At 66.0% G+C, this 22,247-nt stretch carries 19 protein-coding genes; 14 read left to right on the top strand and 5 right to left on the bottom strand.

The window, feature by feature from the left end:
- Window positions 1-77 precede the first annotated feature (77 nt).
- Window positions 78-1,220 (top strand): calcium/sodium antiporter, encoded by a 1,143-nt coding sequence (locus ACO0LU_RS16385; protein WP_424788797.1) that lies wholly within the window; start codon window positions 78-80, stop codon window positions 1,218-1,220.
- Between the two features lie 622 nt (window positions 1,221-1,842).
- Complete coding sequence (locus tag ACO0LU_RS16380) at window positions 1,843-2,394, top strand: hypothetical protein (RefSeq protein ID WP_424792415.1); 552 nt, start codon at window positions 1,843-1,845, stop codon at window positions 2,392-2,394.
- A 156-nt stretch (window positions 2,395-2,550) separates the two neighbouring features.
- On the opposite strand, the gene ACO0LU_RS16375 is transcribed toward ACO0LU_RS16380, so the two are convergent.
- Entirely contained in the window at window positions 2,551-2,679 is a 129-nt protein-coding gene (locus tag ACO0LU_RS16375; RefSeq protein WP_424792414.1) for a hypothetical protein, read from the bottom strand.
- Between the two features lie 318 nt (window positions 2,680-2,997).
- On the opposite strand from ACO0LU_RS16375, the gene ACO0LU_RS16370 reads away from it, so the two are divergent.
- From ACO0LU_RS16370 to ACO0LU_RS16350, 5 genes are all read left to right on the top strand, one after another.
- Window positions 2,998-3,273, top strand: a complete 276-nt coding sequence (locus tag ACO0LU_RS16370; RefSeq protein WP_424792413.1) for a hypothetical protein — start codon at window positions 2,998-3,000, stop codon at window positions 3,271-3,273.
- A gap of 345 nt (window positions 3,274-3,618) precedes the next feature.
- On the top strand, window positions 3,619-3,813 hold the full coding sequence (locus ACO0LU_RS16365) for a hypothetical protein (RefSeq protein ID WP_424792412.1): 195 nt from the start codon (window positions 3,619-3,621) through the stop codon (window positions 3,811-3,813).
- Between the two features lie 14 nt (window positions 3,814-3,827).
- Window positions 3,828-4,073 (top strand): glutaredoxin family protein, encoded by a 246-nt coding sequence (locus ACO0LU_RS16360; RefSeq protein ID WP_424792411.1) that lies wholly within the window; start codon window positions 3,828-3,830, stop codon window positions 4,071-4,073.
- Between the two features lie 2 nt (window positions 4,074-4,075).
- Complete coding sequence (locus ACO0LU_RS16355; RefSeq protein ID WP_424792410.1) at window positions 4,076-4,300, top strand: hypothetical protein; 225 nt, start codon at window positions 4,076-4,078, stop codon at window positions 4,298-4,300.
- A 47-nt stretch (window positions 4,301-4,347) separates the two neighbouring features.
- Window positions 4,348-4,770 carry a hypothetical protein gene (locus tag ACO0LU_RS16350; protein ID WP_424792409.1) on the top strand — a complete coding sequence of 141 codons (423 nt, stop codon included), beginning with the start codon at window positions 4,348-4,350 and terminating at the stop codon, window positions 4,768-4,770.
- A 78-nt stretch (window positions 4,771-4,848) separates the two neighbouring features.
- Here the strand turns inward: ACO0LU_RS16350 and ACO0LU_RS16345 are convergent, their stop codons facing one another.
- Window positions 4,849-10,431: a DEAD/DEAH box helicase family protein gene (locus ACO0LU_RS16345; protein ID WP_424792408.1), complete on the bottom strand. Its 5,583-nt coding sequence runs from the start codon at window positions 10,429-10,431 to the stop codon at window positions 4,849-4,851.
- A gap of 92 nt (window positions 10,432-10,523) precedes the next feature.
- On the bottom strand, window positions 10,524-11,339 hold the full coding sequence (locus ACO0LU_RS16340) for a hypothetical protein (protein ID WP_424792407.1): 816 nt from the start codon (window positions 11,337-11,339) through the stop codon (window positions 10,524-10,526).
- 455 nt (window positions 11,340-11,794) lie between these two features.
- On the opposite strand from ACO0LU_RS16340, the gene mobF reads away from it, so the two are divergent.
- Both mobF and ACO0LU_RS16330 read left to right on the top strand, forming a co-directional pair.
- Window positions 11,795-13,342 carry a MobF family relaxase gene (gene mobF, locus ACO0LU_RS16335; RefSeq protein WP_424792416.1) on the top strand — a complete coding sequence of 516 codons (1,548 nt, stop codon included), beginning with the start codon at window positions 11,795-11,797 and terminating at the stop codon, window positions 13,340-13,342.
- A gap of 239 nt (window positions 13,343-13,581) precedes the next feature.
- Window positions 13,582-14,133, top strand: coding sequence for a hypothetical protein (locus tag ACO0LU_RS16330; RefSeq protein WP_424792415.1), 552 nt, complete (start codon window positions 13,582-13,584; stop codon window positions 14,131-14,133).
- Window positions 14,134-14,289: 156 nt separating this feature from the next.
- On the opposite strand, the gene ACO0LU_RS16325 is transcribed toward ACO0LU_RS16330, so the two are convergent.
- Window positions 14,290-14,418 carry a hypothetical protein gene (locus tag ACO0LU_RS16325; protein WP_424792414.1) on the bottom strand — a complete coding sequence of 43 codons (129 nt, stop codon included), beginning with the start codon at window positions 14,416-14,418 and terminating at the stop codon, window positions 14,290-14,292.
- 318 nt (window positions 14,419-14,736) lie between these two features.
- Here ACO0LU_RS16325 and ACO0LU_RS16320 point away from each other — a divergent pair, with 318 nt between their 5' ends.
- The 5 genes from ACO0LU_RS16320 (at window position 14,737) to ACO0LU_RS16300 (ending at window position 16,509) form a co-directional block, all read left to right on the top strand.
- Window positions 14,737-15,012 carry a hypothetical protein gene (locus tag ACO0LU_RS16320; RefSeq protein ID WP_424792413.1) on the top strand — a complete coding sequence of 92 codons (276 nt, stop codon included), beginning with the start codon at window positions 14,737-14,739 and terminating at the stop codon, window positions 15,010-15,012.
- Between the two features lie 345 nt (window positions 15,013-15,357).
- Entirely contained in the window at window positions 15,358-15,552 is a 195-nt protein-coding gene (locus ACO0LU_RS16315) for a hypothetical protein (protein ID WP_424792412.1), read from the top strand.
- Between the two features lie 14 nt (window positions 15,553-15,566).
- Entirely contained in the window at window positions 15,567-15,812 is a 246-nt protein-coding gene (locus tag ACO0LU_RS16310) for a glutaredoxin family protein (RefSeq protein WP_424792411.1), read from the top strand.
- Between the two features lie 2 nt (window positions 15,813-15,814).
- Complete coding sequence (locus ACO0LU_RS16305) at window positions 15,815-16,039, top strand: hypothetical protein (protein ID WP_424792410.1); 225 nt, start codon at window positions 15,815-15,817, stop codon at window positions 16,037-16,039.
- A gap of 47 nt (window positions 16,040-16,086) precedes the next feature.
- Window positions 16,087-16,509 (top strand): hypothetical protein, encoded by a 423-nt coding sequence (locus tag ACO0LU_RS16300; RefSeq protein ID WP_424792409.1) that lies wholly within the window; start codon window positions 16,087-16,089, stop codon window positions 16,507-16,509.
- Between the two features lie 78 nt (window positions 16,510-16,587).
- Here ACO0LU_RS16300 and ACO0LU_RS16295 read toward each other — a convergent pair whose 3' ends face one another.
- The gene (locus ACO0LU_RS16295) at window positions 16,588-22,170 is read right to left on the bottom strand and encodes a DEAD/DEAH box helicase family protein (RefSeq protein WP_424792408.1); all 5,583 of its coding nucleotides are present in this window, start codon (window positions 22,168-22,170) and stop codon (window positions 16,588-16,590) included.
- Window positions 22,171-22,247 lie beyond the last annotated feature (77 nt).

Here is a 22,247-nt window from a genome sequence, read left to right as displayed (position 1 = left end):
GGATCCTCATGCGGGTGCTCAACCGGGTCGATGGAGTGCTCATCGCGACTCGGGTTGTGATCCTTACACTCCTACTTATGGACCTTCTAGACCTGGGGCGGATCATTGTCGGGTTGGTGCTGCTGGTGCTGGGCGGGGAGGTACTGGTGCGAGGGGCCTCCGCCTTGGCTCGTCGAGCGGGGGTTTCCTCCCTGGTGGTCGGGCTCACCGTGGTCTCGGCGGCCACGTCGGCGCCCGAGCTTTCGGTGAGTATCGGTGCGGTCCTGCGCGACGAACCCGGACTGGCGGTGGGCAATGTGGTCGGCAGCAACATTGCTAACGTCTTGCTCATTCTCGGCCTCTCCGCTCTAGTTCTACCGCTGGCCGCGACACAACGGTTGGTGCGCTTTGATCTCCCCCTGATGCTTTCTCTGTCCGCGGCGCTGGTGCTGGTCTGCCTCGACGGGGTGATCAGCGCGGTAGACGGGCTAATCCTGTTCGGTGCCGTGGTCGCTCACACCGTGCTGACCGTCACCATCGGCCGCAGAAGGACACAGTCCAAGGCCCCTGTTATGCAGCTGGCTGAGGGTTCCCCGGGTATCGGCACCTCCGCCCAGGCCCAGAAACTGCCTGTGGCCTCGAGCGGAAAGTCGATTCTGCTCGTGGTGTTCGGAGTTGCTCTCCTGGTAGCCGGGGCCACGCTCCTCGTCGAGGGCGCGGTGAACACCGCCACCACGCTCGGGGTGAGCAGCCTAGTGGTCGGTTTAACCGTCGTGGCCATCGGCACATCTCTGCCTGAGCTGGCGACTTCCCTCATCGCCGTGCGCCGTGGCGAACGTGACTTGGCGATTGGCAACGTGGTCGGCAGCAACCTCTTCAACATCGGAGTCGTGCTCGGGTTGCCAGCCATGATCTCCCTCGAGGGCATTCCCGTATCCAGCGCCGCCCTGGCCTTCGATATCCCGGTAATGTTGGCGGCCGCGATCGCCTTGCTGCCCGTAGCCTTCACCGGCTTCACGGTGGCGCGATGGGAAGGCGCCCTGTTCGTAGCCCTGTATCTGGTTTACCTCGGGTATCTCATCCTGGCTGCCACCGCACACGACGCACTGGAAGGATTTACCGCCGTGATGGCATGGTTTGTCCTCCCATTGATCACGGTGACGCTGATCGCCTTCACCGCATACGAAATCGGGCTGCGTAAGGGCCGACAAGGCAGCGGCACAACCCCCCGTCCGTCCTGACCACGAGCCGCTGACTAGATCAACCCGGGCCTGTCAATACCGCGCCCCCCCAGGCACCAGATAGTCGCCCCCCCGATCAGCGCCAGACCCAGTGTCTAGTGGCCACCTGCATGGACACCCGGCCTGTAATCCAGATGACGTCACGAGGTGGCCTGAGTATTGGATCAGAGGAATCAACTCTGCAAGCCTCCCCAGCACACTGGCCGGCCATCACCTGCACCCCAACACCGTCATAGAGCGGCTGCGCGACCTGGGCGTCAACCCCTCAGCGCCCGCAACCGAGCCATCGGTGAGCTCGTCCTCGAATGCCCGTCCTCGCTCGTTGCCGAGGTCCTCGGCTACAGCACGCAGGTGGCTTTCCTCCACGCGAGCAAGGCTGCTGAGCCATGGGCCCGATGTGCCGGCCGATCCGTCAGGTCGCCCTGAGCGTCCCGAAAGACGATCGCCTAGCGGAACGCGATCCTCAACTTCCGTCGTCGGCCGCAACGTGCCGCTACGGACCGTCGGAAGGACCCGCCAACGCAGTCACGACCACCCCACGGAACCAGCACACCTAGCGAACACATTGTGTGCTTCCATTGTCGTCATGGGCCCTGACGGGTGGTCAGCCACCTTCGCTGGTATGAGTGCACTCGCCGCGATCGTCACCGCTAGCATCGCGGCATGGTCGTTGGTGGGCAGTCGAAGGGATAGCCGCGACCGCAGCCGTCCGCTGGTTATCGCTTCGCTCAGGAAGGGACCAACCATGTCGCACGGCACCACCTATCTCGTGATTGAGAACGTGGGTTCCTCCGTCGCCCGAGACGTTGGCGTCAGTTTTGACCCACCGCTGCCGAACTATGAAACCACGGACGACGGCCAGCCAGGCATCGTCGGTCCCTTCCTGCGCAAGCGGTACTCAAGCACGATTCCGATGATCGCCCCTGGACACCGCATGAAGAACGTGTACTCGTACCACGCTGTAGGAGTTGATGGCAACGTCGAACCAGTCCCCGATCAGTTCACCGTCACAGTTCGATACTCTGACGACCGCGGCAGACCTTACCAGGACTCATTCCCAATAGACCGTGAACGTCTCGGCTACGAGACACAGACGAACCCAGCCGACACGAACGACCCTGTCAAGCGTCAGAATAAGGCGCTCGAGGCGATCGCCTGGGAACTCTGGGAGTAAGCCAGAACCACCAGCGGGATGAACATCCCCATGGCCAGGTCCTCCGACAGCGCGACTGTGCCTTGGGGTGGCTCCGCGCCCGATCTCTATCGCAGTACGTCTGCGCGCTCAGGTCAACGCCCTCAACCGTGATAGCAAACAGGAGATGGGGTGGGGTCACTGGCCGCCGTTGATTCGTTCGATCCCCGAGGCCCATGCCCACACCGACCCCACCCGTCCGTGCCCATCGGCGTACTCGACCTTTCCGGCCCTGGCTGTGTACGCCACGGCATTGCCTTCGATCACGATCCACCCATTCCTAGGATGCACAACCCAGGCTCGCACTCTCACCGGTGCCGGTAGTCGGCGTACAGGTTCGCCAAGTGCGGCTGGGGGTAAGGATCGGAGCCACTCGCGTATCGGCACCCGGTCCGGGTTACGCCCTTCACCTGTCACACAATCAATTCGAACAGACGTCGTATCACGGGTGCGCATCCGACACTCGCTATCCACAACCTGCTTCCCGCCGTTCGGCATCCACAGCCGATCGCTATCCGGCTCCGTCATCCACAGCCGCTGCCATCGGCTCCACGCGCCGGCTGTGCCAGGTGCCAATCTGCATCCATGCCACTCTCACCCGCCTTCGCGCAACTCATCGAGCACCACCTGACCCGGACCGGCGCCTTCATCGCGAATCTCACCGCCACCGACCTGACTGCTGACGACGTGCGTTACGCCGTCGAACGCATCGGCGCACGCCACGGCCGCGAGGTCAGCATTGTCGCCACACCCAGTGGCACTCTCGTGGCCGCGGTCTTCCCGGACTGGCGTCATGCGGCGCCCGCTGGACTTCACGCTCTCTTCGAACCAACCGGCGCCTCGCATGTCACAGCCAACTAGTGCAGGCCAACCAGATGCATCACCACACCGTGGCCCGAGAAGGGAACACATGCCAACCCCGAGATCACTTTCCCCGGGCCACCCCTGCACGGGCGTCACGGAGTACATCCGTGTATCCGACGGCCGTGCCCGGCCGCCTGTATTGCCCGCTTCGCTCGACATCTTTCGCCGTCAAGCCTTCGGCAGCATACGGTCGGCCGCCCTGCGCGCAAGAGCTTTCGCGGCATATCCTCCCTCGCTTCGCTCAGTCCGGTATTCCACGGTCTCTTGCACTCCGGCCGATCCTCCCTGCCGGCACATTCGTGCCTTCACGGCAAAAGACGTGGAGGGGGAGGAACCCGACCAATGAGCACTTTCACGATTCCCACGTCCCACCAGCACGGGTGGACCCTCGTCAACCAGGACACCGGCCTTGGCCTCGTGTGGTCCGATGACATCGCGCACCTGACCCACCTCGCCGAGGAGATCACCGAGGCCACCGGGAGCACCTACGCCCTGACCCCCGGGTGCGTCCGCAACGCGCACACCGGTCACGGATGAGGAGGACGAAGGTAATGGTCACCATCTACAGCACACCGAACTGCATCCGGTGCGTCATGACCTGCAAGACGTTCGACTGGGCAGGGTTCACCTACGACGTCCTGGACCTGACCGATCCGGACAACGCCGCCGCCCGTGAGTGGATCACCGGCCACCTGGGCTACACCCAAGCACCGGTCGTGGTCATCAACGACCACGACCACTGGTCCGGCTTCCGCCCCGATCAGATCAGGCGCATCACCAGAGCGAAGGGAGCCTGACCATGACAACGCCCACCGTGACCGCGCGACAGCAGCGCCTCGACGAACTCCTCACCGCCAGGGACTCACTCAACACCCGCATCTATGCCATGACCCGCCGCGAACTGCCCCGGCCCACTGACTGGCAGCAGCAAGCACACGCCAACCGCGCCGACCTGGCCGACCTCATGCGCATCCTGGGCACCCGCCACATCACCCACCCACGACCACGGCGGGGGCAGCGGTGAGCCGCTACCGCCAACGATAAGTACGAGAACGCAGAAGGGATTGAATCATGAACACACAAGCCACAGCGATTGAGGACCGGTTACGCGCCTGGGCGAAGGGCATGTACAACTTAGAGGCCGGCACCGATCTGCTAATCCGGTTCGGGAAGGGTGTGCACGAGGCTTCGCCATGGATCCGCACCGAGGGAGGGCGAGCGTGGGTTGACGTGGATGCACTGATCGCGACAAGCGGTGCGTGGTCCGGTGGCGAGCAGCGCATCGCGGATATCGCCGTCTCGCTTCTGAGCGCCGATCACCCCGTCAACCTTGGCGATGCGGTCACAGGGATAGACCGTCAATCGACCAGTCTCGTGCTAGCGGCGATCGCCCACGCCAATGGATCGCACCAGCACAGCAGCACCATAGTCGAGAACGGTCGGTTCTGGACTAAGCCGGCGGCGTCCCTCTACCCGTGGCCAGAGGCCGACTGACAATCAGGCGAGACGTTGGTGGGTTCGGGCTCGACATGCTGGCGGATCTGACGTCTCCATGGATCCCGCGCGTCTATCTCACATGCTCGGGCCGGTCGGTGAACGCAGGGCGTGAGTGAGTTCCGCAACCGGGCCGGTGAACGCCTGCCCAGTAGCACGGTCGCCACTCGGTGAGGTCGCCGTCGGGCCCTGTGCCGTGTGGGCGCTTGGTTCCAGGTGATAACGGCGCCGAGCTTCTGCGCGGAGGTCTGCGAAGATCTCACGCGCCCGGTCACGGTCCTCACCCGGTTCGGCCTGGTCCATCTGAATTCTGGTGGCCTCGATGAGTTCCTTGACCTCACGCCGGGTACGTCCTTTCCACCACCGATCCTCTCGGAACGCCCCGGAGCGCACGGCACTGGCGGCATCAGCGGCGAGCCGAACTGCCTCGGCGCGGCGTGTGCCCTGCCTGCGCTTCGGCGCGTGTTCGTCGGGGCCGTAGCGGCGGTGTGCTTCGGTGACGACGGCGGCGTAGGCCTGGGCGGGCGTTGGGTCATAGGGTGCTCGTTCCATCGCCTGCCGTCCGTGTTCGAGCAGTTCGATCGCCTCTGCCCGGGTGGCGGGCCACTCTTCGCGCACGAGTTGTAGTTGCTCGGGTGTGGGCGGCTGTGCATGCCCGGGGATCGGTGGTGGCCACTGCTCCAGGGCGCGAGCCGGTGGCTCTGTCTCGGCAGCGGTCGGCTCGGTTGCGGCCTGCACCCCGGGCGGCCGATTCTGGTCGGGGTTGGCGTGCTGGTTCAGTTCATCGTCGATGCGGGCCAGTTCGTTACGGGCTGCCTGGAGGTCGTCGGCGTGCTTGAACGGCTGGCCGAGTTGGGCGCGGGCCTCCTCCAGCGTCTGGCGTGCCTCTGCGAGGCCGGCGCGGGTGCGTGCGGCGCGATCGGGCAGGGATGCTTGCAGGTTCTCCAGGCGTGTCACGAGACCGATGCCGCCCTCGAGGACCTTCTGGCGGGGGATTCGCACCGATGCTTCTTCGGGCAGCCCCTGGAGCTGGAACACGATCTCGCCGTCATCACGGTTCCCCAGGCCGCCGACTGTCTGGAATCTCGCGGTGAGCGTGAACCCGCCCAGGCGTGCGGCTTGGCCGAGGTCTGCCCGGGAGCGCAGGAAGTGGACACGGTGGCGCTGTGCCCACGTGGCAAGCCGTTGGCCCGCGGCGGCCCGCTCGGTGATGTGGGCCTGCCCCTGGTCGAAGGTCATAGCGAAGTTGTCACCGGAGGTGTCCTGCACGCGCCCGAGGGCCGCTTCCAGGTGCCCGGCCGTTTCTTCCAGGCGGTTTATCTTGTGCTCGCTGCCCTGAACGGTTGTGGTGAGGAGCGACTGGTTGCGGCTCCACGCCCGGTGCAGTCGTTCCAGGCGCCCGACCTCATTGAGCGCAACGGAGCGTTCCAGCAGCAGCGGGTTGCCGCTGGCCAGGGCCTTGGCCTCTGCGGCGCTGAGGGAGTCTGGTCCGAGGTCGTTGATCTCGCGCACGTCCAGGCGCCCGCGCATGATCTGGTTGATGAACCGTGATTTGCGTTCGATAGCCTGCCACATGTAGGCCGAGAAGGTGCCCTCGGTGACGTACTGGAGAATTTGCACCTCGGGGTTCTGGTTGCCCTGGCGCAGGATGCGCCCGTGCCGCTGGGCCACGTCCGCTGGCCGCCAGGGGCAGTCCACATCGTGCAGGGCCACGGCCCTGGCTTGGACATTGGTGCCCACGCCCATCTTCTGCGTTGAACCCATCAGCACCGCGATGCGGCCCTCGCGGGCGGCGGAGAACAGTGCGGCCTTGTCCCGGTCGTTGCGGGCTTCGTGGATGTAGCGAATCCCATCGGCCGGCACGCCGCGGGTGTTGAGTTTGTCTTTGAGCTCGTCGTAGGCGTTCCACCCCTCACCGGTGGGGGTTCCCAGGTCCAGGAACACCAACTGCAGCGCGCCAGGGATTGGTGATGGTTGTCCGGTGCGGGTGTCGGTGAAGACCTCGTGCTGGTGGTCGCGGTGGATGCGGGCGATGTTGTCGGCGACCTCATCCAGGGGCGAGGAGGCCGGCTGGGCGGTGGGATCGACCATGCGCATATCCAGGGCGGCTTTGCGCCCGTCTGTGCTGATCTTCAGCATGTTGTCCACCTCCGGCGGCACCGCCTTTGCTGCCACCCGGTCGGCTCGCTCGCCGAGGTCGGCGACGTAGTCGAGCACTTCCGGTGCGGCCGGGATGGCGATGGTGACCGGTAGCCGTTTGCCGTCTGCACGCCGGGCCAGGTCGGGGGTGGGCAGGTTCAGGTCTTCGCCGGTCTTGACGTCGGTGAAGGTGTGCCACATGCGCAACATCTCGGGCACGTTCTTGAACTTCGCGAACCGGGTCTTCATCCGAAACCCGCCTTGAGGGGCCATTTCCACCTCGGAGACGGTCTGCCCGAAGGTGGCCGCCCAGGCGTCGAAGGCTTCCACCCCGGCAGCACGCAACAGGTCGGGGCGCAGGTAGCGGGTCATCACGTGCGCCTCGGTGATGCTGTTCGCGATCGGGGTGGCAGTGGCGAAGGTGGCTACCCGGCCGCCGTGGGTGCGGCGCAGGTAGTCCAGTTTCATGGCCAGGTCATCGGTCTTCGAACCCGTACCCCTGGTGCCGGGTTTGCGCGCCCGGCGTGCGATGCTGGCCTCGGGGATCGAGGACGTCGTTGCGAGGTTCTTGTAGCCGTGGGCCTCATCGACCACCAGGTAGTCAATCCCGGTGGCCTCGAAGGTGATCCCAGGGTCGCGCCTGGTATCCAGGGCGGCTTTCATCTGTTCTTCGCGCTGCTCGATTGATCTCTCGATCTCCTTGACCGTCTTGCGGTCCTTGGCCGTCCGGGCAGATTCGAGCGCTTCCCGTAGTGCCTCGACATCACCGGCGATGTAATCGGCCCTCGTGCGCGGATCAACACTGAGACGTTTGAAGGCCTCCTGGGTGATGATCACCGCGTCCCACTCGTTCGCGGCCGCCCGGGCGATGAAGGTCCGCCGACGTTCTGATTTCACGTTCTCGCTGTTGCCGGTCAGGATCCTGGCCTGGGGGTAGGTCTGTAACCACTCGCGCGTGAACTGCTCCAGCATATGGTTAGGCACCACCACGGCGGGCTTGTTCACCATGCCCAGGCGCCGTAGCTCCATCGCGCCGGCGACCATCTCCCGCGTTTTGCCCGCGCCGACCTCGTGGGCCAGCAGCACCGAAGGCTCTGCAATCATCCGCGCCACGGCCGCTCGCTGATGGTCGCCGAGTTCCTCTGCGTACCCTGCTGCCATGCCTGGCAGGGTCAAGTGATCTCCGGCGGTGGTGTAGTCGCGCAGCACGATGGAGTTGAACCGGCGATTGTATTCGGCGGCCAGGTCCTGGGCACGCTCAGCATCGGCCCAGCACCACTCGCTGAACCGCTCCTGGATCGCCTCGGCCTTCTCTTGCGCCGCGGTCGTCTCAGTCGGGTTGAGCACCTCACGGGTTTTGTCGCCATCTTCGATCTTGTCGGTGACCTTGATCTCTGACTGGCTGGCCAGCGAGGCGAACAGGTCATGGGCCGGGCGCCGCTTGGTGCCCCATTCGGAGATCGCGCGCAGGCTATGCCGGACCCCGCCGCGGACCTTCCACTCACCAGGCTTGGTGTTGATGACCTGGGCTTGGGTATCGGCGAGGAGTTCGGTTAGGAACTGGCCATGGTGGTCCTGACTGATCCACACCGCCCCGATCTTCGGGGTGATCTCCTCCGGGGTCAGCGGCACCGGAAGCACCTGGCGCAGCGCACGGACGTTCACCGCGTACCGGTCATCGGTGCTGGCCGCTTCCGTTGCGGCGGTGAGTTTGTCTTGCACGTTGCCCGAGAGGTACTCAGCGGCCGGGACCAGGGCGCCTTCGGTGCTGGGATCGTCGTAGACGAGGGTGCCCAGTGCTTCACGCGCCTCAGTGCTGGTGTGCCCGAGCAGATCGGCGATGACCTCCAGGTCTGCGGTTCCGGTGCGGTTCAGCGACAGGTTCAGCGCCTCGGCCGGGGTGTCGGCGCCTTGCGGGTCAGTACGCGGAAGGATCACCCGCTGGCTCAGCAGCGAGGCTGGCTGGGCCTCTTGGGACTCCTCATCGAAGACCTCCAGTGCGTAAACCAAGGGCCCGAAGGGGTCCTCGCGCAGCAGCCGGGTAGCCGTTGGTGTGCGCCGCGACAAGACCTCCTCGACCTTCGCATCCCGGCCGCCTTCGGCGGCGGCGCGTGCGTTGGCGGCCTCCAGTGTGGAGCGGGTCACCGTCTGGTCCTCGACCAGGTCGGTATCGCCGGGGTCCAGGACAGTGAACCGCCCGCTGGGCGATTGGGTGTAGCGGTTGACCGGCCCGTACCGGTTCACATAGGACCGCCACCTGGCGTGCAGGTGCTCGCGGCCGGTGGTGATCTCAGGGGAGTCTTCGGCGTTGGCGCGTTCACGGGCGAGTTGCTCAGTGGCCAGGTCGCGTAGTTCCAGCAGCGCCCGCAACTCCGCGGCCGCCGATCTGGGCACCTTCAGCGGTTCACGCCCGGCCGGGGTGGATACGGCGAAGGCACCATCGGGCAGTGGGTGGATGGAGCCGTCCCATTGATCACGGTCCGGCAGGTCGATCGACGCCGGTGGCGCGTGGTCGGGGCTGGGTTCGCTCATGCCCAGGTCCTGCGTTATGGCGTCCTGGGTGATGGAGGCTAGTGCCGCCCGAAGGTGCCCGGCTACGGCGCTTAAGTCTTCGGAGCGAACGTGCAGGCTGTTCGAGCCGTACATGCCATGTCCCACGGAGTTCTCTCCCAGGACGTGCTCGGGGTGGTGGTGGAAGTAGGAGTTGATCTTGACCATCTGCCCGTCGATCACCTGCGGTGTGACGGTCTCCCACATCCGGTCACGGACCGGCTCGCCTTGTTCGCGGCGGCGGAAGATGAGCACGTCGGTGATCGCCTCGGTGCCAGCGGTGCGCCGGTGCGCCCCGGTGGGCAGGCGCACCGCGCCGAGCAGTTCACCCATCTGGTTCATCTCTCGGCGAGCGGCGGGGTTGGCCGCGTCCATCGTGTAATGCGAACTCAACACCGCGACCACACCGCCGGGGCGGGTAAGGCGCAGCGACTTGAGGATGAAGTGGTTGTGCAGCGAGTGGCGGTTGGCGTTGTCCCTCGGGTCGTGCAGGCGCGTGGCGCTGAAGGGGACGTTGCCCACGGTGGCATCGAAGGAGGCACCGGGAAGTTGGGTGTCGGCGAAGGACTCGGCCCTGATGGAGGCCTGCGGGTACAGCGCTTGGCAGATGCCCGCGGTGGTGGCGTCTAACTCCACCCCGGTCATCTGCGCGCCTTCGGGGGCCAGACCGATGAAGGTTCCGGCCCCGGACCCGGGTTCGAGCACCCGGCCCTCGGTGAAGCCCAGGTCGCCTAGTGCCTGCCAGATCGCGCTGACGTAGGCCGGGTCAGTGTAGTGGGCGTTGAGCACCGTGCGCCGCGCGGCCGAATACTCACCTTCGCTCAGGAGCGCGTGCAACTCCTGGCGCTGGGTGGCCCAATCCTCGCGGCTCTGGTCGAAGACTTCCGGGATCGCGCCCCACCCGGACCAGGCGGCCAAGGTGCGCTGCTCCTCAGTGGTAGCGGGACGGTCGTCCTCATCTACCTCTCGCAATACGCGCAGCGCAGCGAGGTTGGCCTCCCACCTGGCTCGCGCGCCAGAGGGCGTGAGTTGGGTGTCGGGCCTGGGCCGGAACCGTGGCGCGCTCAGGTCACCTGCATATGCGGAGGTAACTGCTGGTTCTGCTGGTGATAGATCCAGATGTCCCTGCTCGGATGCCGGTCGCTGATCTCGGCCTCGGTCAGGTTCCGGTCCCGCTGCCACCGGCGCTCCACGCTGGCCTGCCACTCCTGCCAGTTCCCCGAACGCAGCAGGAACTCCCGTACCGGGTTCCACACCACCACCTGGTGCGTCGCCTCCGGCTGCACCTCGTCTGGCACCTCCATCACCGTCCGGTTGACCTCGCGGTACTCCCGCATCGCCAGCCGCCACTGGTCCAGGTCCTCGATGGGCGGGTCCGGGGTGGTCAGGTTCGCCTCGATCAGGCTCTCCAACCACACCTGCGGGAGCAGGTAGCGGATCGACACCTCGGCCGTCTCCTGGGGTTCGGGGCTGGAAGGGCTGAGCAGGTCCTGGTTCTCCTCGCCCCCTGCCGCGCGGTAGACCTGCCACTCCTTGACTTCCTCGGCCCAGGTCAGCAGGTCCTCCAGCGTCTCGGCCGCCTCGTTCGCCCATGTCTCCCGGGTCACCTGCGGGCTGAACGCCTCGGTCTGTTCTGCCCAGGCCACCTCCATCGCCCGGGCTCGGGCGTTGTTCAGCCGGCCCACCTTCTCCAGGTAGGACTCCCCGGGCAGGTCCGGGCCGGCGAACTGGCGCGTGAGGTTCGCGATCGTTTCCTCGATCTGCTCGCCCAGGTCGGTGAAGAACGTCTCGGTGTCGGTCCCTGTTGCCAGCAGGTCCTCCCAGGCCTGGGGCCGGTGCTCCTGCCAGTAGGCCATCGCCCGGCGTCCGTGACTGTTCATCGGCCTCACTATCCGTTGCCTCATCGCCTGGTTCACCAGCACCGTGCCCAGCACCCTCAGCGCCCACAGTGTCGCTTCCGGCAAGGGTATCTGTTGTCGGCCCATCCTCATCGCCTCCTTGCAGTACCTCCCGGACCTCGGCGTCGGAGACCCCCCATAGGTCCAATTGCCCCTGATCCCAATCGGTCGAACCACTTCGAATGTCTGTCCTACGGGCCATCAATGCGCACCTTTCGCCGTTGACCCTGATTGATCCCTACCAGGCCCTGTGACATGCACACCCACCGCAACGACTCCGAGCAGCGATCATCCGAGCCTCGAACGAAGCACCGCCGACCCGTCGATACCACTCCAGCGCGCCAGCGAGGAGCCTGCGGTATGACCAGACCACGGGAGAGAAGGGAATTGCTGGATGCACGTAGGCACTATCAGTGAAGTGCGCTACCCTAGCGGGCATGCGAGGCGGCGTAGCGCGGTGGAAGAAGGGCATCGGCGGTGTCGGTGCGTCGGCGGCCGCGGCCTACGCCTTCCAAGGTGCCTGCGACTCCGGCCACGTCGGCGACCCGGACCGGGCACAGGGTGTGATCCAGGGCGCCCGATACGCCGGGACGACGGTGAGTCGGCATTTGGTCAGCGATGAGGGCATCACCACCGACGCTCTCGATGTCGATGAGTTGCAGACCTGGTTCGGTGGCGCCGACCCGCACACCGGAGAGCGGCGCGGGCGGGAGTTGTCCAGCCCGACCACCGACCTGGTCTTCGATGCCACGATCAACGCCCCGAAATCCTTCTCCCTAGCAGCAGTGCTCGATGAAGACCTGGCCCAGGCCTACGAGGACCTGCAAGACCGGCTACGTGACCGTGTGATCACGATGTGGCAGCGCGAACTCAACGCCCGGCGCGGCAAGGCCGGCAAGCACCGCGAGGACCTGGCCCGCATCGAAGTGGTGGAACTGACCCATGCCCGCTCCCGGGCGCTGGACCCACACCAGCACCGGCACCTGTGGCTCAACTCCAAGGTCCAGGGCCGCGATGGGCAGTGGTCCTCGGTGGACTCCCGGGCGATGCTGCGGTTTCAGAACGTCGTCAACGCCGAGGGTGACCTGGCCGCGCGCACCGATCCGCAGTGGCTGGCCACGCTGGCGGCCAAGGGCTACACCCTCAATGCGGACGGTGAGATCGAGCAGTTGGCCGGTGTGGTGCGGCCACTGTCGAAACGCTCAGAGCAGATCGAGGCCAACCGAACCGTGCGGCTGGCCAGGTGGCGAGCGGCCAACCCTGGCCAAGAACCCGGCCGTGAGGTCCTGGCGGCCATCGACCAGTGGGCATGGGCACACCGGCGCCCAGACAAGCCGCACCACGTGGACGAGGCCGAGTGGGCCGACGTGGTGCGCCGGGAGATCGCAGACATCGACCCAGCCGCGCTCACCGCACGGTCGCCGCTGGCCGCCACCAGGCAGGTGGCCGTGGCCGACCTGGACCGGGACCTGCTGGCCGCCCGCGCGGTCACCGACGCGGACAACCGGTCATCGGGCAACGGCGGACGATTCTCCGACTTCGACCTGCGCGCCGGTGCCATCCGCGCCGTGGCGGCCACCGGGGTATCCGCCGACCGTGCGGCCCTGGATGAACTGATTGAGGACGTGACCGCCCGCGCTGCCGACGGCTCCACGGTCACATTGACAGACGAGGAAGACGTGCCCGGCCACGTCAAGCACCGCATGGCCACCCGCACCGCCGTGGCCAAGACCCAACTGGCCGACGCCTTCGACCGACTGGCCGGACCAGGCCAGGTCATCGACCCCGAGGTGGTGACCAAGGTGGCCGCCGCAGTCTTACCCGAAGGACGGACACTCGACACCGGACAAGCCGACGCGGCCGCGGCCATCGGCGGCACTGACCGGATGGTGTGCGTGACCGGTCCAGCCGGGACTGGTACTCGTTGCCGAGGTCCTCGGCTACAGCACGCAGGTGGCTTTCCTCCACGCGAGCAAGGCTGCTGAGCCATGGGCCCGATGTGCCGGCCGATCCGTCAGGTCGCCCTGAGCGTCCCGAAAGACGATCGCCTAGCGGAACGCGATCCTCAACTTCCGTCGTCGGCCGCAACGTGCCGCTACGGACCGTCGGAAGGACCCGCCAACGCAGTCACGACCACCCCACGGAACCAGCACACCTAGCGAACACATTGTGTGCTTCCATTGTCGTCATGGGCCCTGACGGGTGGTCAGCCACCTTCGCTGGTATGAGTGCACTCGCCGCGATCGTCACCGCTAGCATCGCGGCATGGTCGTTGGTGGGCAGTCGAAGGGATAGCCGCGACCGCAGCCGTCCGCTGGTTATCGCTTCGCTCAGGAAGGGACCAACCATGTCGCACGGCACCACCTATCTCGTGATTGAGAACGTGGGTTCCTCCGTCGCCCGAGACGTTGGCGTCAGTTTTGACCCACCGCTGCCGAACTATGAAACCACGGACGACGGCCAGCCAGGCATCGTCGGTCCCTTCCTGCGCAAGCGGTACTCAAGCACGATTCCGATGATCGCCCCTGGACACCGCATGAAGAACGTGTACTCGTACCACGCTGTAGGAGTTGATGGCAACGTCGAACCAGTCCCCGATCAGTTCACCGTCACAGTTCGATACTCTGACGACCGCGGCAGACCTTACCAGGACTCATTCCCAATAGACCGTGAACGTCTCGGCTACGAGACACAGACGAACCCAGCCGACACGAACGACCCTGTCAAGCGTCAGAATAAGGCGCTCGAGGCGATCGCCTGGGAACTCTGGGAGTAAGCCAGAACCACCAGCGGGATGAACATCCCCATGGCCAGGTCCTCCGACAGCGCGACTGTGCCTTGGGGTGGCTCCGCGCCCGATCTCTATCGCAGTACGTCTGCGCGCTCAGGTCAACGCCCTCAACCGTGATAGCAAACAGGAGATGGGGTGGGGTCACTGGCCGCCGTTGATTCGTTCGATCCCCGAGGCCCATGCCCACACCGACCCCACCCGTCCGTGCCCATCGGCGTACTCGACCTTTCCGGCCCTGGCTGTGTACGCCACGGCATTGCCTTCGATCACGATCCACCCATTCCTAGGATGCACAACCCAGGCTCGCACTCTCACCGGTGCCGGTAGTCGGCGTACAGGTTCGCCAAGTGCGGCTGGGGGTAAGGATCGGAGCCACTCGCGTATCGGCACCCGGTCCGGGTTACGCCCTTCACCTGTCACACAATCAATTCGAACAGACGTCGTATCACGGGTGCGCATCCGACACTCGCTATCCACAACCTGCTTCCCGCCGTTCGGCATCCACAGCCGATCGCTATCCGGCTCCGTCATCCACAGCCGCTGCCATCGGCTCCACGCGCCGGCTGTGCCAGGTGCCAATCTGCATCCATGCCACTCTCACCCGCCTTCGCGCAACTCATCGAGCACCACCTGACCCGGACCGGCGCCTTCATCGCGAATCTCACCGCCACCGACCTGACTGCTGACGACGTGCGTTACGCCGTCGAACGCATCGGCGCACGCCACGGCCGCGAGGTCAGCATTGTCGCCACACCCAGTGGCACTCTCGTGGCCGCGGTCTTCCCGGACTGGCGTCATGCGGCGCCCGCTGGACTTCACGCTCTCTTCGAACCAACCGGCGCCTCGCATGTCACAGCCAACTAGTGCAGGCCAACCAGATGCATCACCACACCGTGGCCCGAGAAGGGAACACATGCCAACCCCGAGATCACTTTCCCCGGGCCACCCCTGCACGGGCGTCACGGAGTACATCCGTGTATCCGACGGCCGTGCCCGGCCGCCTGTATTGCCCGCTTCGCTCGACATCTTTCGCCGTCAAGCCTTCGGCAGCATACGGTCGGCCGCCCTGCGCGCAAGAGCTTTCGCGGCATATCCTCCCTCGCTTCGCTCAGTCCGGTATTCCACGGTCTCTTGCACTCCGGCCGATCCTCCCTGCCGGCACATTCGTGCCTTCACGGCAAAAGACGTGGAGGGGGAGGAACCCGACCAATGAGCACTTTCACGATTCCCACGTCCCACCAGCACGGGTGGACCCTCGTCAACCAGGACACCGGCCTTGGCCTCGTGTGGTCCGATGACATCGCGCACCTGACCCACCTCGCCGAGGAGATCACCGAGGCCACCGGGAGCACCTACGCCCTGACCCCCGGGTGCGTCCGCAACGCGCACACCGGTCACGGATGAGGAGGACGAAGGTAATGGTCACCATCTACAGCACACCGAACTGCATCCGGTGCGTCATGACCTGCAAGACGTTCGACTGGGCAGGGTTCACCTACGACGTCCTGGACCTGACCGATCCGGACAACGCCGCCGCCCGTGAGTGGATCACCGGCCACCTGGGCTACACCCAAGCACCGGTCGTGGTCATCAACGACCACGACCACTGGTCCGGCTTCCGCCCCGATCAGATCAGGCGCATCACCAGAGCGAAGGGAGCCTGACCATGACAACGCCCACCGTGACCGCGCGACAGCAGCGCCTCGACGAACTCCTCACCGCCAGGGACTCACTCAACACCCGCATCTATGCCATGACCCGCCGCGAACTGCCCCGGCCCACTGACTGGCAGCAGCAAGCACACGCCAACCGCGCCGACCTGGCCGACCTCATGCGCATCCTGGGCACCCGCCACATCACCCACCCACGACCACGGCGGGGGCAGCGGTGAGCCGCTACCGCCAACGATAAGTACGAGAACGCAGAAGGGATTGAATCATGAACACACAAGCCACAGCGATTGAGGACCGGTTACGCGCCTGGGCGAAGGGCATGTACAACTTAGAGGCCGGCACCGATCTGCTAATCCGGTTCGGGAAGGGTGTGCACGAGGCTTCGCCATGGATCCGCACCGAGGGAGGGCGAGCGTGGGTTGACGTGGATGCACTGATCGCGACAAGCGGTGCGTGGTCCGGTGGCGAGCAGCGCATCGCGGATATCGCCGTCTCGCTTCTGAGCGCCGATCACCCCGTCAACCTTGGCGATGCGGTCACAGGGATAGACCGTCAATCGACCAGTCTCGTGCTAGCGGCGATCGCCCACGCCAATGGATCGCACCAGCACAGCAGCACCATAGTCGAGAACGGTCGGTTCTGGACTAAGCCGGCGGCGTCCCTCTACCCGTGGCCAGAGGCCGACTGACAATCAGGCGAGACGTTGGTGGGTTCGGGCTCGACATGCTGGCGGATCTGACGTCTCCATGGATCCCGCGCGTCTATCTCACATGCTCGGGCCGGTCGGTGAACGCAGGGCGTGAGTGAGTTCCGCAACCGGGCCGGTGAACGCCTGCCCAGTAGCACGGTCGCCACTCGGTGAGGTCGCCGTCGGGCCCTGTGCCGTGTGGGCGCTTGGTTCCAGGTGATAACGGCGCCGAGCTTCTGCGCGGAGGTCTGCGAAGATCTCACGCGCCCGGTCACGGTCCTCACCCGGTTCGGCCTGGTCCATCTGAATTCTGGTGGCCTCGATGAGTTCCTTGACCTCACGCCGGGTACGTCCTTTCCACCACCGATCCTCTCGGAACGCCCCGGAGCGCACGGCACTGGCGGCATCAGCGGCGAGCCGAACTGCCTCGGCGCGGCGTGTGCCCTGCCTGCGCTTCGGCGCGTGTTCGTCGGGGCCGTAGCGGCGGTGTGCTTCGGTGACGACGGCGGCGTAGGCCTGGGCGGGCGTTGGGTCATAGGGTGCTCGTTCCATCGCCTGCCGTCCGTGTTCGAGCAGTTCGATCGCCTCTGCCCGGGTGGCGGGCCACTCTTCGCGCACGAGTTGTAGTTGCTCGGGTGTGGGCGGCTGTGCATGCCCGGGGATCGGTGGTGGCCACTGCTCCAGGGCGCGAGCCGGTGGCTCTGTCTCGGCAGCGGTCGGCTCGGTTGCGGCCTGCACCCCGGGCGGCCGATTCTGGTCGGGGTTGGCGTGCTGGTTCAGTTCATCGTCGATGCGGGCCAGTTCGTTACGGGCTGCCTGGAGGTCGTCGGCGTGCTTGAACGGCTGGCCGAGTTGGGCGCGGGCCTCCTCCAGCGTCTGGCGTGCCTCTGCGAGGCCGGCGCGGGTGCGTGCGGCGCGATCGGGCAGGGATGCTTGCAGGTTCTCCAGGCGTGTCACGAGACCGATGCCGCCCTCGAGGACCTTCTGGCGGGGGATTCGCACCGATGCTTCTTCGGGCAGCCCCTGGAGCTGGAACACGATCTCGCCGTCATCACGGTTCCCCAGGCCGCCGACTGTCTGGAATCTCGCGGTGAGCGTGAACCCGCCCAGGCGTGCGGCTTGGCCGAGGTCTGCCCGGGAGCGCAGGAAGTGGACACGGTGGCGCTGTGCCCACGTGGCAAGCCGTTGGCCCGCGGCGGCCCGCTCGGTGATGTGGGCCTGCCCCTGGTCGAAGGTCATAGCGAAGTTGTCACCGGAGGTGTCCTGCACGCGCCCGAGGGCCGCTTCCAGGTGCCCGGCCGTTTCTTCCAGGCGGTTTATCTTGTGCTCGCTGCCCTGAACGGTTGTGGTGAGGAGCGACTGGTTGCGGCTCCACGCCCGGTGCAGTCGTTCCAGGCGCCCGACCTCATTGAGCGCAACGGAGCGTTCCAGCAGCAGCGGGTTGCCGCTGGCCAGGGCCTTGGCCTCTGCGGCGCTGAGGGAGTCTGGTCCGAGGTCGTTGATCTCGCGCACGTCCAGGCGCCCGCGCATGATCTGGTTGATGAACCGTGATTTGCGTTCGATAGCCTGCCACATGTAGGCCGAGAAGGTGCCCTCGGTGACGTACTGGAGAATTTGCACCTCGGGGTTCTGGTTGCCCTGGCGCAGGATGCGCCCGTGCCGCTGGGCCACGTCCGCTGGCCGCCAGGGGCAGTCCACATCGTGCAGGGCCACGGCCCTGGCTTGGACATTGGTGCCCACGCCCATCTTCTGCGTTGAACCCATCAGCACCGCGATGCGGCCCTCGCGGGCGGCGGAGAACAGTGCGGCCTTGTCCCGGTCGTTGCGGGCTTCGTGGATGTAGCGAATCCCATCGGCCGGCACGCCGCGGGTGTTGAGTTTGTCTTTGAGCTCGTCGTAGGCGTTCCACCCCTCACCGGTGGGGGTTCCCAGGTCCAGGAACACCAACTGCAGCGCGCCAGGGATTGGTGATGGTTGTCCGGTGCGGGTGTCGGTGAAGACCTCGTGCTGGTGGTCGCGGTGGATGCGGGCGATGTTGTCGGCGACCTCATCCAGGGGCGAGGAGGCCGGCTGGGCGGTGGGATCGACCATGCGCATATCCAGGGCGGCTTTGCGCCCGTCTGTGCTGATCTTCAGCATGTTGTCCACCTCCGGCGGCACCGCCTTTGCTGCCACCCGGTCGGCTCGCTCGCCGAGGTCGGCGACGTAGTCGAGCACTTCCGGTGCGGCCGGGATGGCGATGGTGACCGGTAGCCGTTTGCCGTCTGCACGCCGGGCCAGGTCGGGGGTGGGCAGGTTCAGGTCTTCGCCGGTCTTGACGTCGGTGAAGGTGTGCCACATGCGCAACATCTCGGGCACGTTCTTGAACTTCGCGAACCGGGTCTTCATCCGAAACCCGCCTTGAGGGGCCATTTCCACCTCGGAGACGGTCTGCCCGAAGGTGGCCGCCCAGGCGTCGAAGGCTTCCACCCCGGCAGCACGCAACAGGTCGGGGCGCAGGTAGCGGGTCATCACGTGCGCCTCGGTGATGCTGTTCGCGATCGGGGTGGCAGTGGCGAAGGTGGCTACCCGGCCGCCGTGGGTGCGGCGCAGGTAGTCCAGTTTCATGGCCAGGTCATCGGTCTTCGAACCCGTACCCCTGGTGCCGGGTTTGCGCGCCCGGCGTGCGATGCTGGCCTCGGGGATCGAGGACGTCGTTGCGAGGTTCTTGTAGCCGTGGGCCTCATCGACCACCAGGTAGTCAATCCCGGTGGCCTCGAAGGTGATCCCAGGGTCGCGCCTGGTATCCAGGGCGGCTTTCATCTGTTCTTCGCGCTGCTCGATTGATCTCTCGATCTCCTTGACCGTCTTGCGGTCCTTGGCCGTCCGGGCAGATTCGAGCGCTTCCCGTAGTGCCTCGACATCACCGGCGATGTAATCGGCCCTCGTGCGCGGATCAACACTGAGACGTTTGAAGGCCTCCTGGGTGATGATCACCGCGTCCCACTCGTTCGCGGCCGCCCGGGCGATGAAGGTCCGCCGACGTTCTGATTTCACGTTCTCGCTGTTGCCGGTCAGGATCCTGGCCTGGGGGTAGGTCTGTAACCACTCGCGCGTGAACTGCTCCAGCATATGGTTAGGCACCACCACGGCGGGCTTGTTCACCATGCCCAGGCGCCGTAGCTCCATCGCGCCGGCGACCATCTCCCGCGTTTTGCCCGCGCCGACCTCGTGGGCCAGCAGCACCGAAGGCTCTGCAATCATCCGCGCCACGGCCGCTCGCTGATGGTCGCCGAGTTCCTCTGCGTACCCTGCTGCCATGCCTGGCAGGGTCAAGTGATCTCCGGCGGTGGTGTAGTCGCGCAGCACGATGGAGTTGAACCGGCGATTGTATTCGGCGGCCAGGTCCTGGGCACGCTCAGCATCGGCCCAGCACCACTCGCTGAACCGCTCCTGGATCGCCTCGGCCTTCTCTTGCGCCGCGGTCGTCTCAGTCGGGTTGAGCACCTCACGGGTTTTGTCGCCATCTTCGATCTTGTCGGTGACCTTGATCTCTGACTGGCTGGCCAGCGAGGCGAACAGGTCATGGGCCGGGCGCCGCTTGGTGCCCCATTCGGAGATCGCGCGCAGGCTATGCCGGACCCCGCCGCGGACCTTCCACTCACCAGGCTTGGTGTTGATGACCTGGGCTTGGGTATCGGCGAGGAGTTCGGTTAGGAACTGGCCATGGTGGTCCTGACTGATCCACACCGCCCCGATCTTCGGGGTGATCTCCTCCGGGGTCAGCGGCACCGGAAGCACCTGGCGCAGCGCACGGACGTTCACCGCGTACCGGTCATCGGTGCTGGCCGCTTCCGTTGCGGCGGTGAGTTTGTCTTGCACGTTGCCCGAGAGGTACTCAGCGGCCGGGACCAGGGCGCCTTCGGTGCTGGGATCGTCGTAGACGAGGGTGCCCAGTGCTTCACGCGCCTCAGTGCTGGTGTGCCCGAGCAGATCGGCGATGACCTCCAGGTCTGCGGTTCCGGTGCGGTTCAGCGACAGGTTCAGCGCCTCGGCCGGGGTGTCGGCGCCTTGCGGGTCAGTACGCGGAAGGATCACCCGCTGGCTCAGCAGCGAGGCTGGCTGGGCCTCTTGGGACTCCTCATCGAAGACCTCCAGTGCGTAAACCAAGGGCCCGAAGGGGTCCTCGCGCAGCAGCCGGGTAGCCGTTGGTGTGCGCCGCGACAAGACCTCCTCGACCTTCGCATCCCGGCCGCCTTCGGCGGCGGCGCGTGCGTTGGCGGCCTCCAGTGTGGAGCGGGTCACCGTCTGGTCCTCGACCAGGTCGGTATCGCCGGGGTCCAGGACAGTGAACCGCCCGCTGGGCGATTGGGTGTAGCGGTTGACCGGCCCGTACCGGTTCACATAGGACCGCCACCTGGCGTGCAGGTGCTCGCGGCCGGTGGTGATCTCAGGGGAGTCTTCGGCGTTGGCGCGTTCACGGGCGAGTTGCTCAGTGGCCAGGTCGCGTAGTTCCAGCAGCGCCCGCAACTCCGCGGCCGCCGATCTGGGCACCTTCAGCGGTTCACGCCCGGCCGGGGTGGATACGGCGAAGGCACCATCGGGCAGTGGGTGGATGGAGCCGTCCCATTGATCACGGTCCGGCAGGTCGATCGACGCCGGTGGCGCGTGGTCGGGGCTGGGTTCGCTCATGCCCAGGTCCTGCGTTATGGCGTCCTGGGTGATGGAGGCTAGTGCCGCCCGAAGGTGCCCGGCTACGGCGCTTAAGTCTTCGGAGCGAACGTGCAGGCTGTTCGAGCCGTACATGCCATGTCCCACGGAGTTCTCTCCCAGGACGTGCTCGGGGTGGTGGTGGAAGTAGGAGTTGATCTTGACCATCTGCCCGTCGATCACCTGCGGTGTGACGGTCTCCCACATCCGGTCACGGACCGGCTCGCCTTGTTCGCGGCGGCGGAAGATGAGCACGTCGGTGATCGCCTCGGTGCCAGCGGTGCGCCGGTGCGCCCCGGTGGGCAGGCGCACCGCGCCGAGCAGTTCACCCATCTGGTTCATCTCTCGGCGAGCGGCGGGGTTGGCCGCGTCCATCGTGTAATGCGAACTCAACACCGCGACCACACCGCCGGGGCGGGTAAGGCGCAGCGACTTGAGGATGAAGTGGTTGTGCAGCGAGTGGCGGTTGGCGTTGTCCCTCGGGTCGTGCAGGCGCGTGGCGCTGAAGGGGACGTTGCCCACGGTGGCATCGAAGGAGGCACCGGGAAGTTGGGTGTCGGCGAAGGACTCGGCCCTGATGGAGGCCTGCGGGTACAGCGCTTGGCAGATGCCCGCGGTGGTGGCGTCTAACTCCACCCCGGTCATCTGCGCGCCTTCGGGGGCCAGACCGATGAAGGTTCCGGCCCCGGACCCGGGTTCGAGCACCCGGCCCTCGGTGAAGCCCAGGTCGCCTAGTGCCTGCCAGATCGCGCTGACGTAGGCCGGGTCAGTGTAGTGGGCGTTGAGCACCGTGCGCCGCGCGGCCGAATACTCACCTTCGCTCAGGAGCGCGTGCAACTCCTGGCGCTGGGTGGCCCAATCCTCGCGGCTCTGGTCGAAGACTTCCGGGATCGCGCCCCACCCGGACCAGGCGGCCAAGGTGCGCTGCTCCTCAGTGGTAGCGGGACGGTCGTCCTCATCTACCTCTCGCAATACGCGCAGCGCAGCGAGGTTGGCCTCCCACCTGGCTCGCGCGCCAGAGGGCGTGAGTTGGGTGTCGGGCCTGGGCC

It is taken from the genome of Pseudactinotalea sp. Z1748 (assembly GCF_049725185.1).
In the GTDB taxonomy this organism is placed as follows: domain Bacteria; phylum Actinomycetota; class Actinomycetes; order Actinomycetales; family Beutenbergiaceae; genus CALKWS01.
Note: the sequence above shows the minus strand (reverse complement) of the source record. Positions and strands in the feature narration are given on the sequence as shown.

Coding starts and splice junctions, on each gene's coding strand:
- ACO0LU_RS16385 (WP_424788797.1), top strand. CDS start 78: ATGGACCTTCTAGACCTGGGGCGGATCATTGTCGGGTTGGTGCTGCTG.
- ACO0LU_RS16380 (WP_424792415.1), top strand. CDS start 1,843: ATGAGTGCACTCGCCGCGATCGTCACCGCTAGCATCGCGGCATGGTCG.
- ACO0LU_RS16370 (WP_424792413.1), top strand. CDS start 2,998: ATGCCACTCTCACCCGCCTTCGCGCAACTCATCGAGCACCACCTGACC.
- ACO0LU_RS16365 (WP_424792412.1), top strand. CDS start 3,619: ATGAGCACTTTCACGATTCCCACGTCCCACCAGCACGGGTGGACCCTC.
- ACO0LU_RS16360 (WP_424792411.1), top strand. CDS start 3,828: ATGGTCACCATCTACAGCACACCGAACTGCATCCGGTGCGTCATGACC.
- ACO0LU_RS16355 (WP_424792410.1), top strand. CDS start 4,076: ATGACAACGCCCACCGTGACCGCGCGACAGCAGCGCCTCGACGAACTC.
- ACO0LU_RS16350 (WP_424792409.1), top strand. CDS start 4,348: ATGAACACACAAGCCACAGCGATTGAGGACCGGTTACGCGCCTGGGCG.
- ACO0LU_RS16340 (WP_424792407.1), bottom strand. CDS start 11,339: ATGAACAGTCACGGACGCCGGGCGATGGCCTACTGGCAGGAGCACCGG.
- mobF (WP_424792416.1), top strand. CDS start 11,795: ATGCGAGGCGGCGTAGCGCGGTGGAAGAAGGGCATCGGCGGTGTCGGT.
- ACO0LU_RS16330 (WP_424792415.1), top strand. CDS start 13,582: ATGAGTGCACTCGCCGCGATCGTCACCGCTAGCATCGCGGCATGGTCG.
- ACO0LU_RS16320 (WP_424792413.1), top strand. CDS start 14,737: ATGCCACTCTCACCCGCCTTCGCGCAACTCATCGAGCACCACCTGACC.
- ACO0LU_RS16315 (WP_424792412.1), top strand. CDS start 15,358: ATGAGCACTTTCACGATTCCCACGTCCCACCAGCACGGGTGGACCCTC.
- ACO0LU_RS16310 (WP_424792411.1), top strand. CDS start 15,567: ATGGTCACCATCTACAGCACACCGAACTGCATCCGGTGCGTCATGACC.
- ACO0LU_RS16305 (WP_424792410.1), top strand. CDS start 15,815: ATGACAACGCCCACCGTGACCGCGCGACAGCAGCGCCTCGACGAACTC.
- ACO0LU_RS16300 (WP_424792409.1), top strand. CDS start 16,087: ATGAACACACAAGCCACAGCGATTGAGGACCGGTTACGCGCCTGGGCG.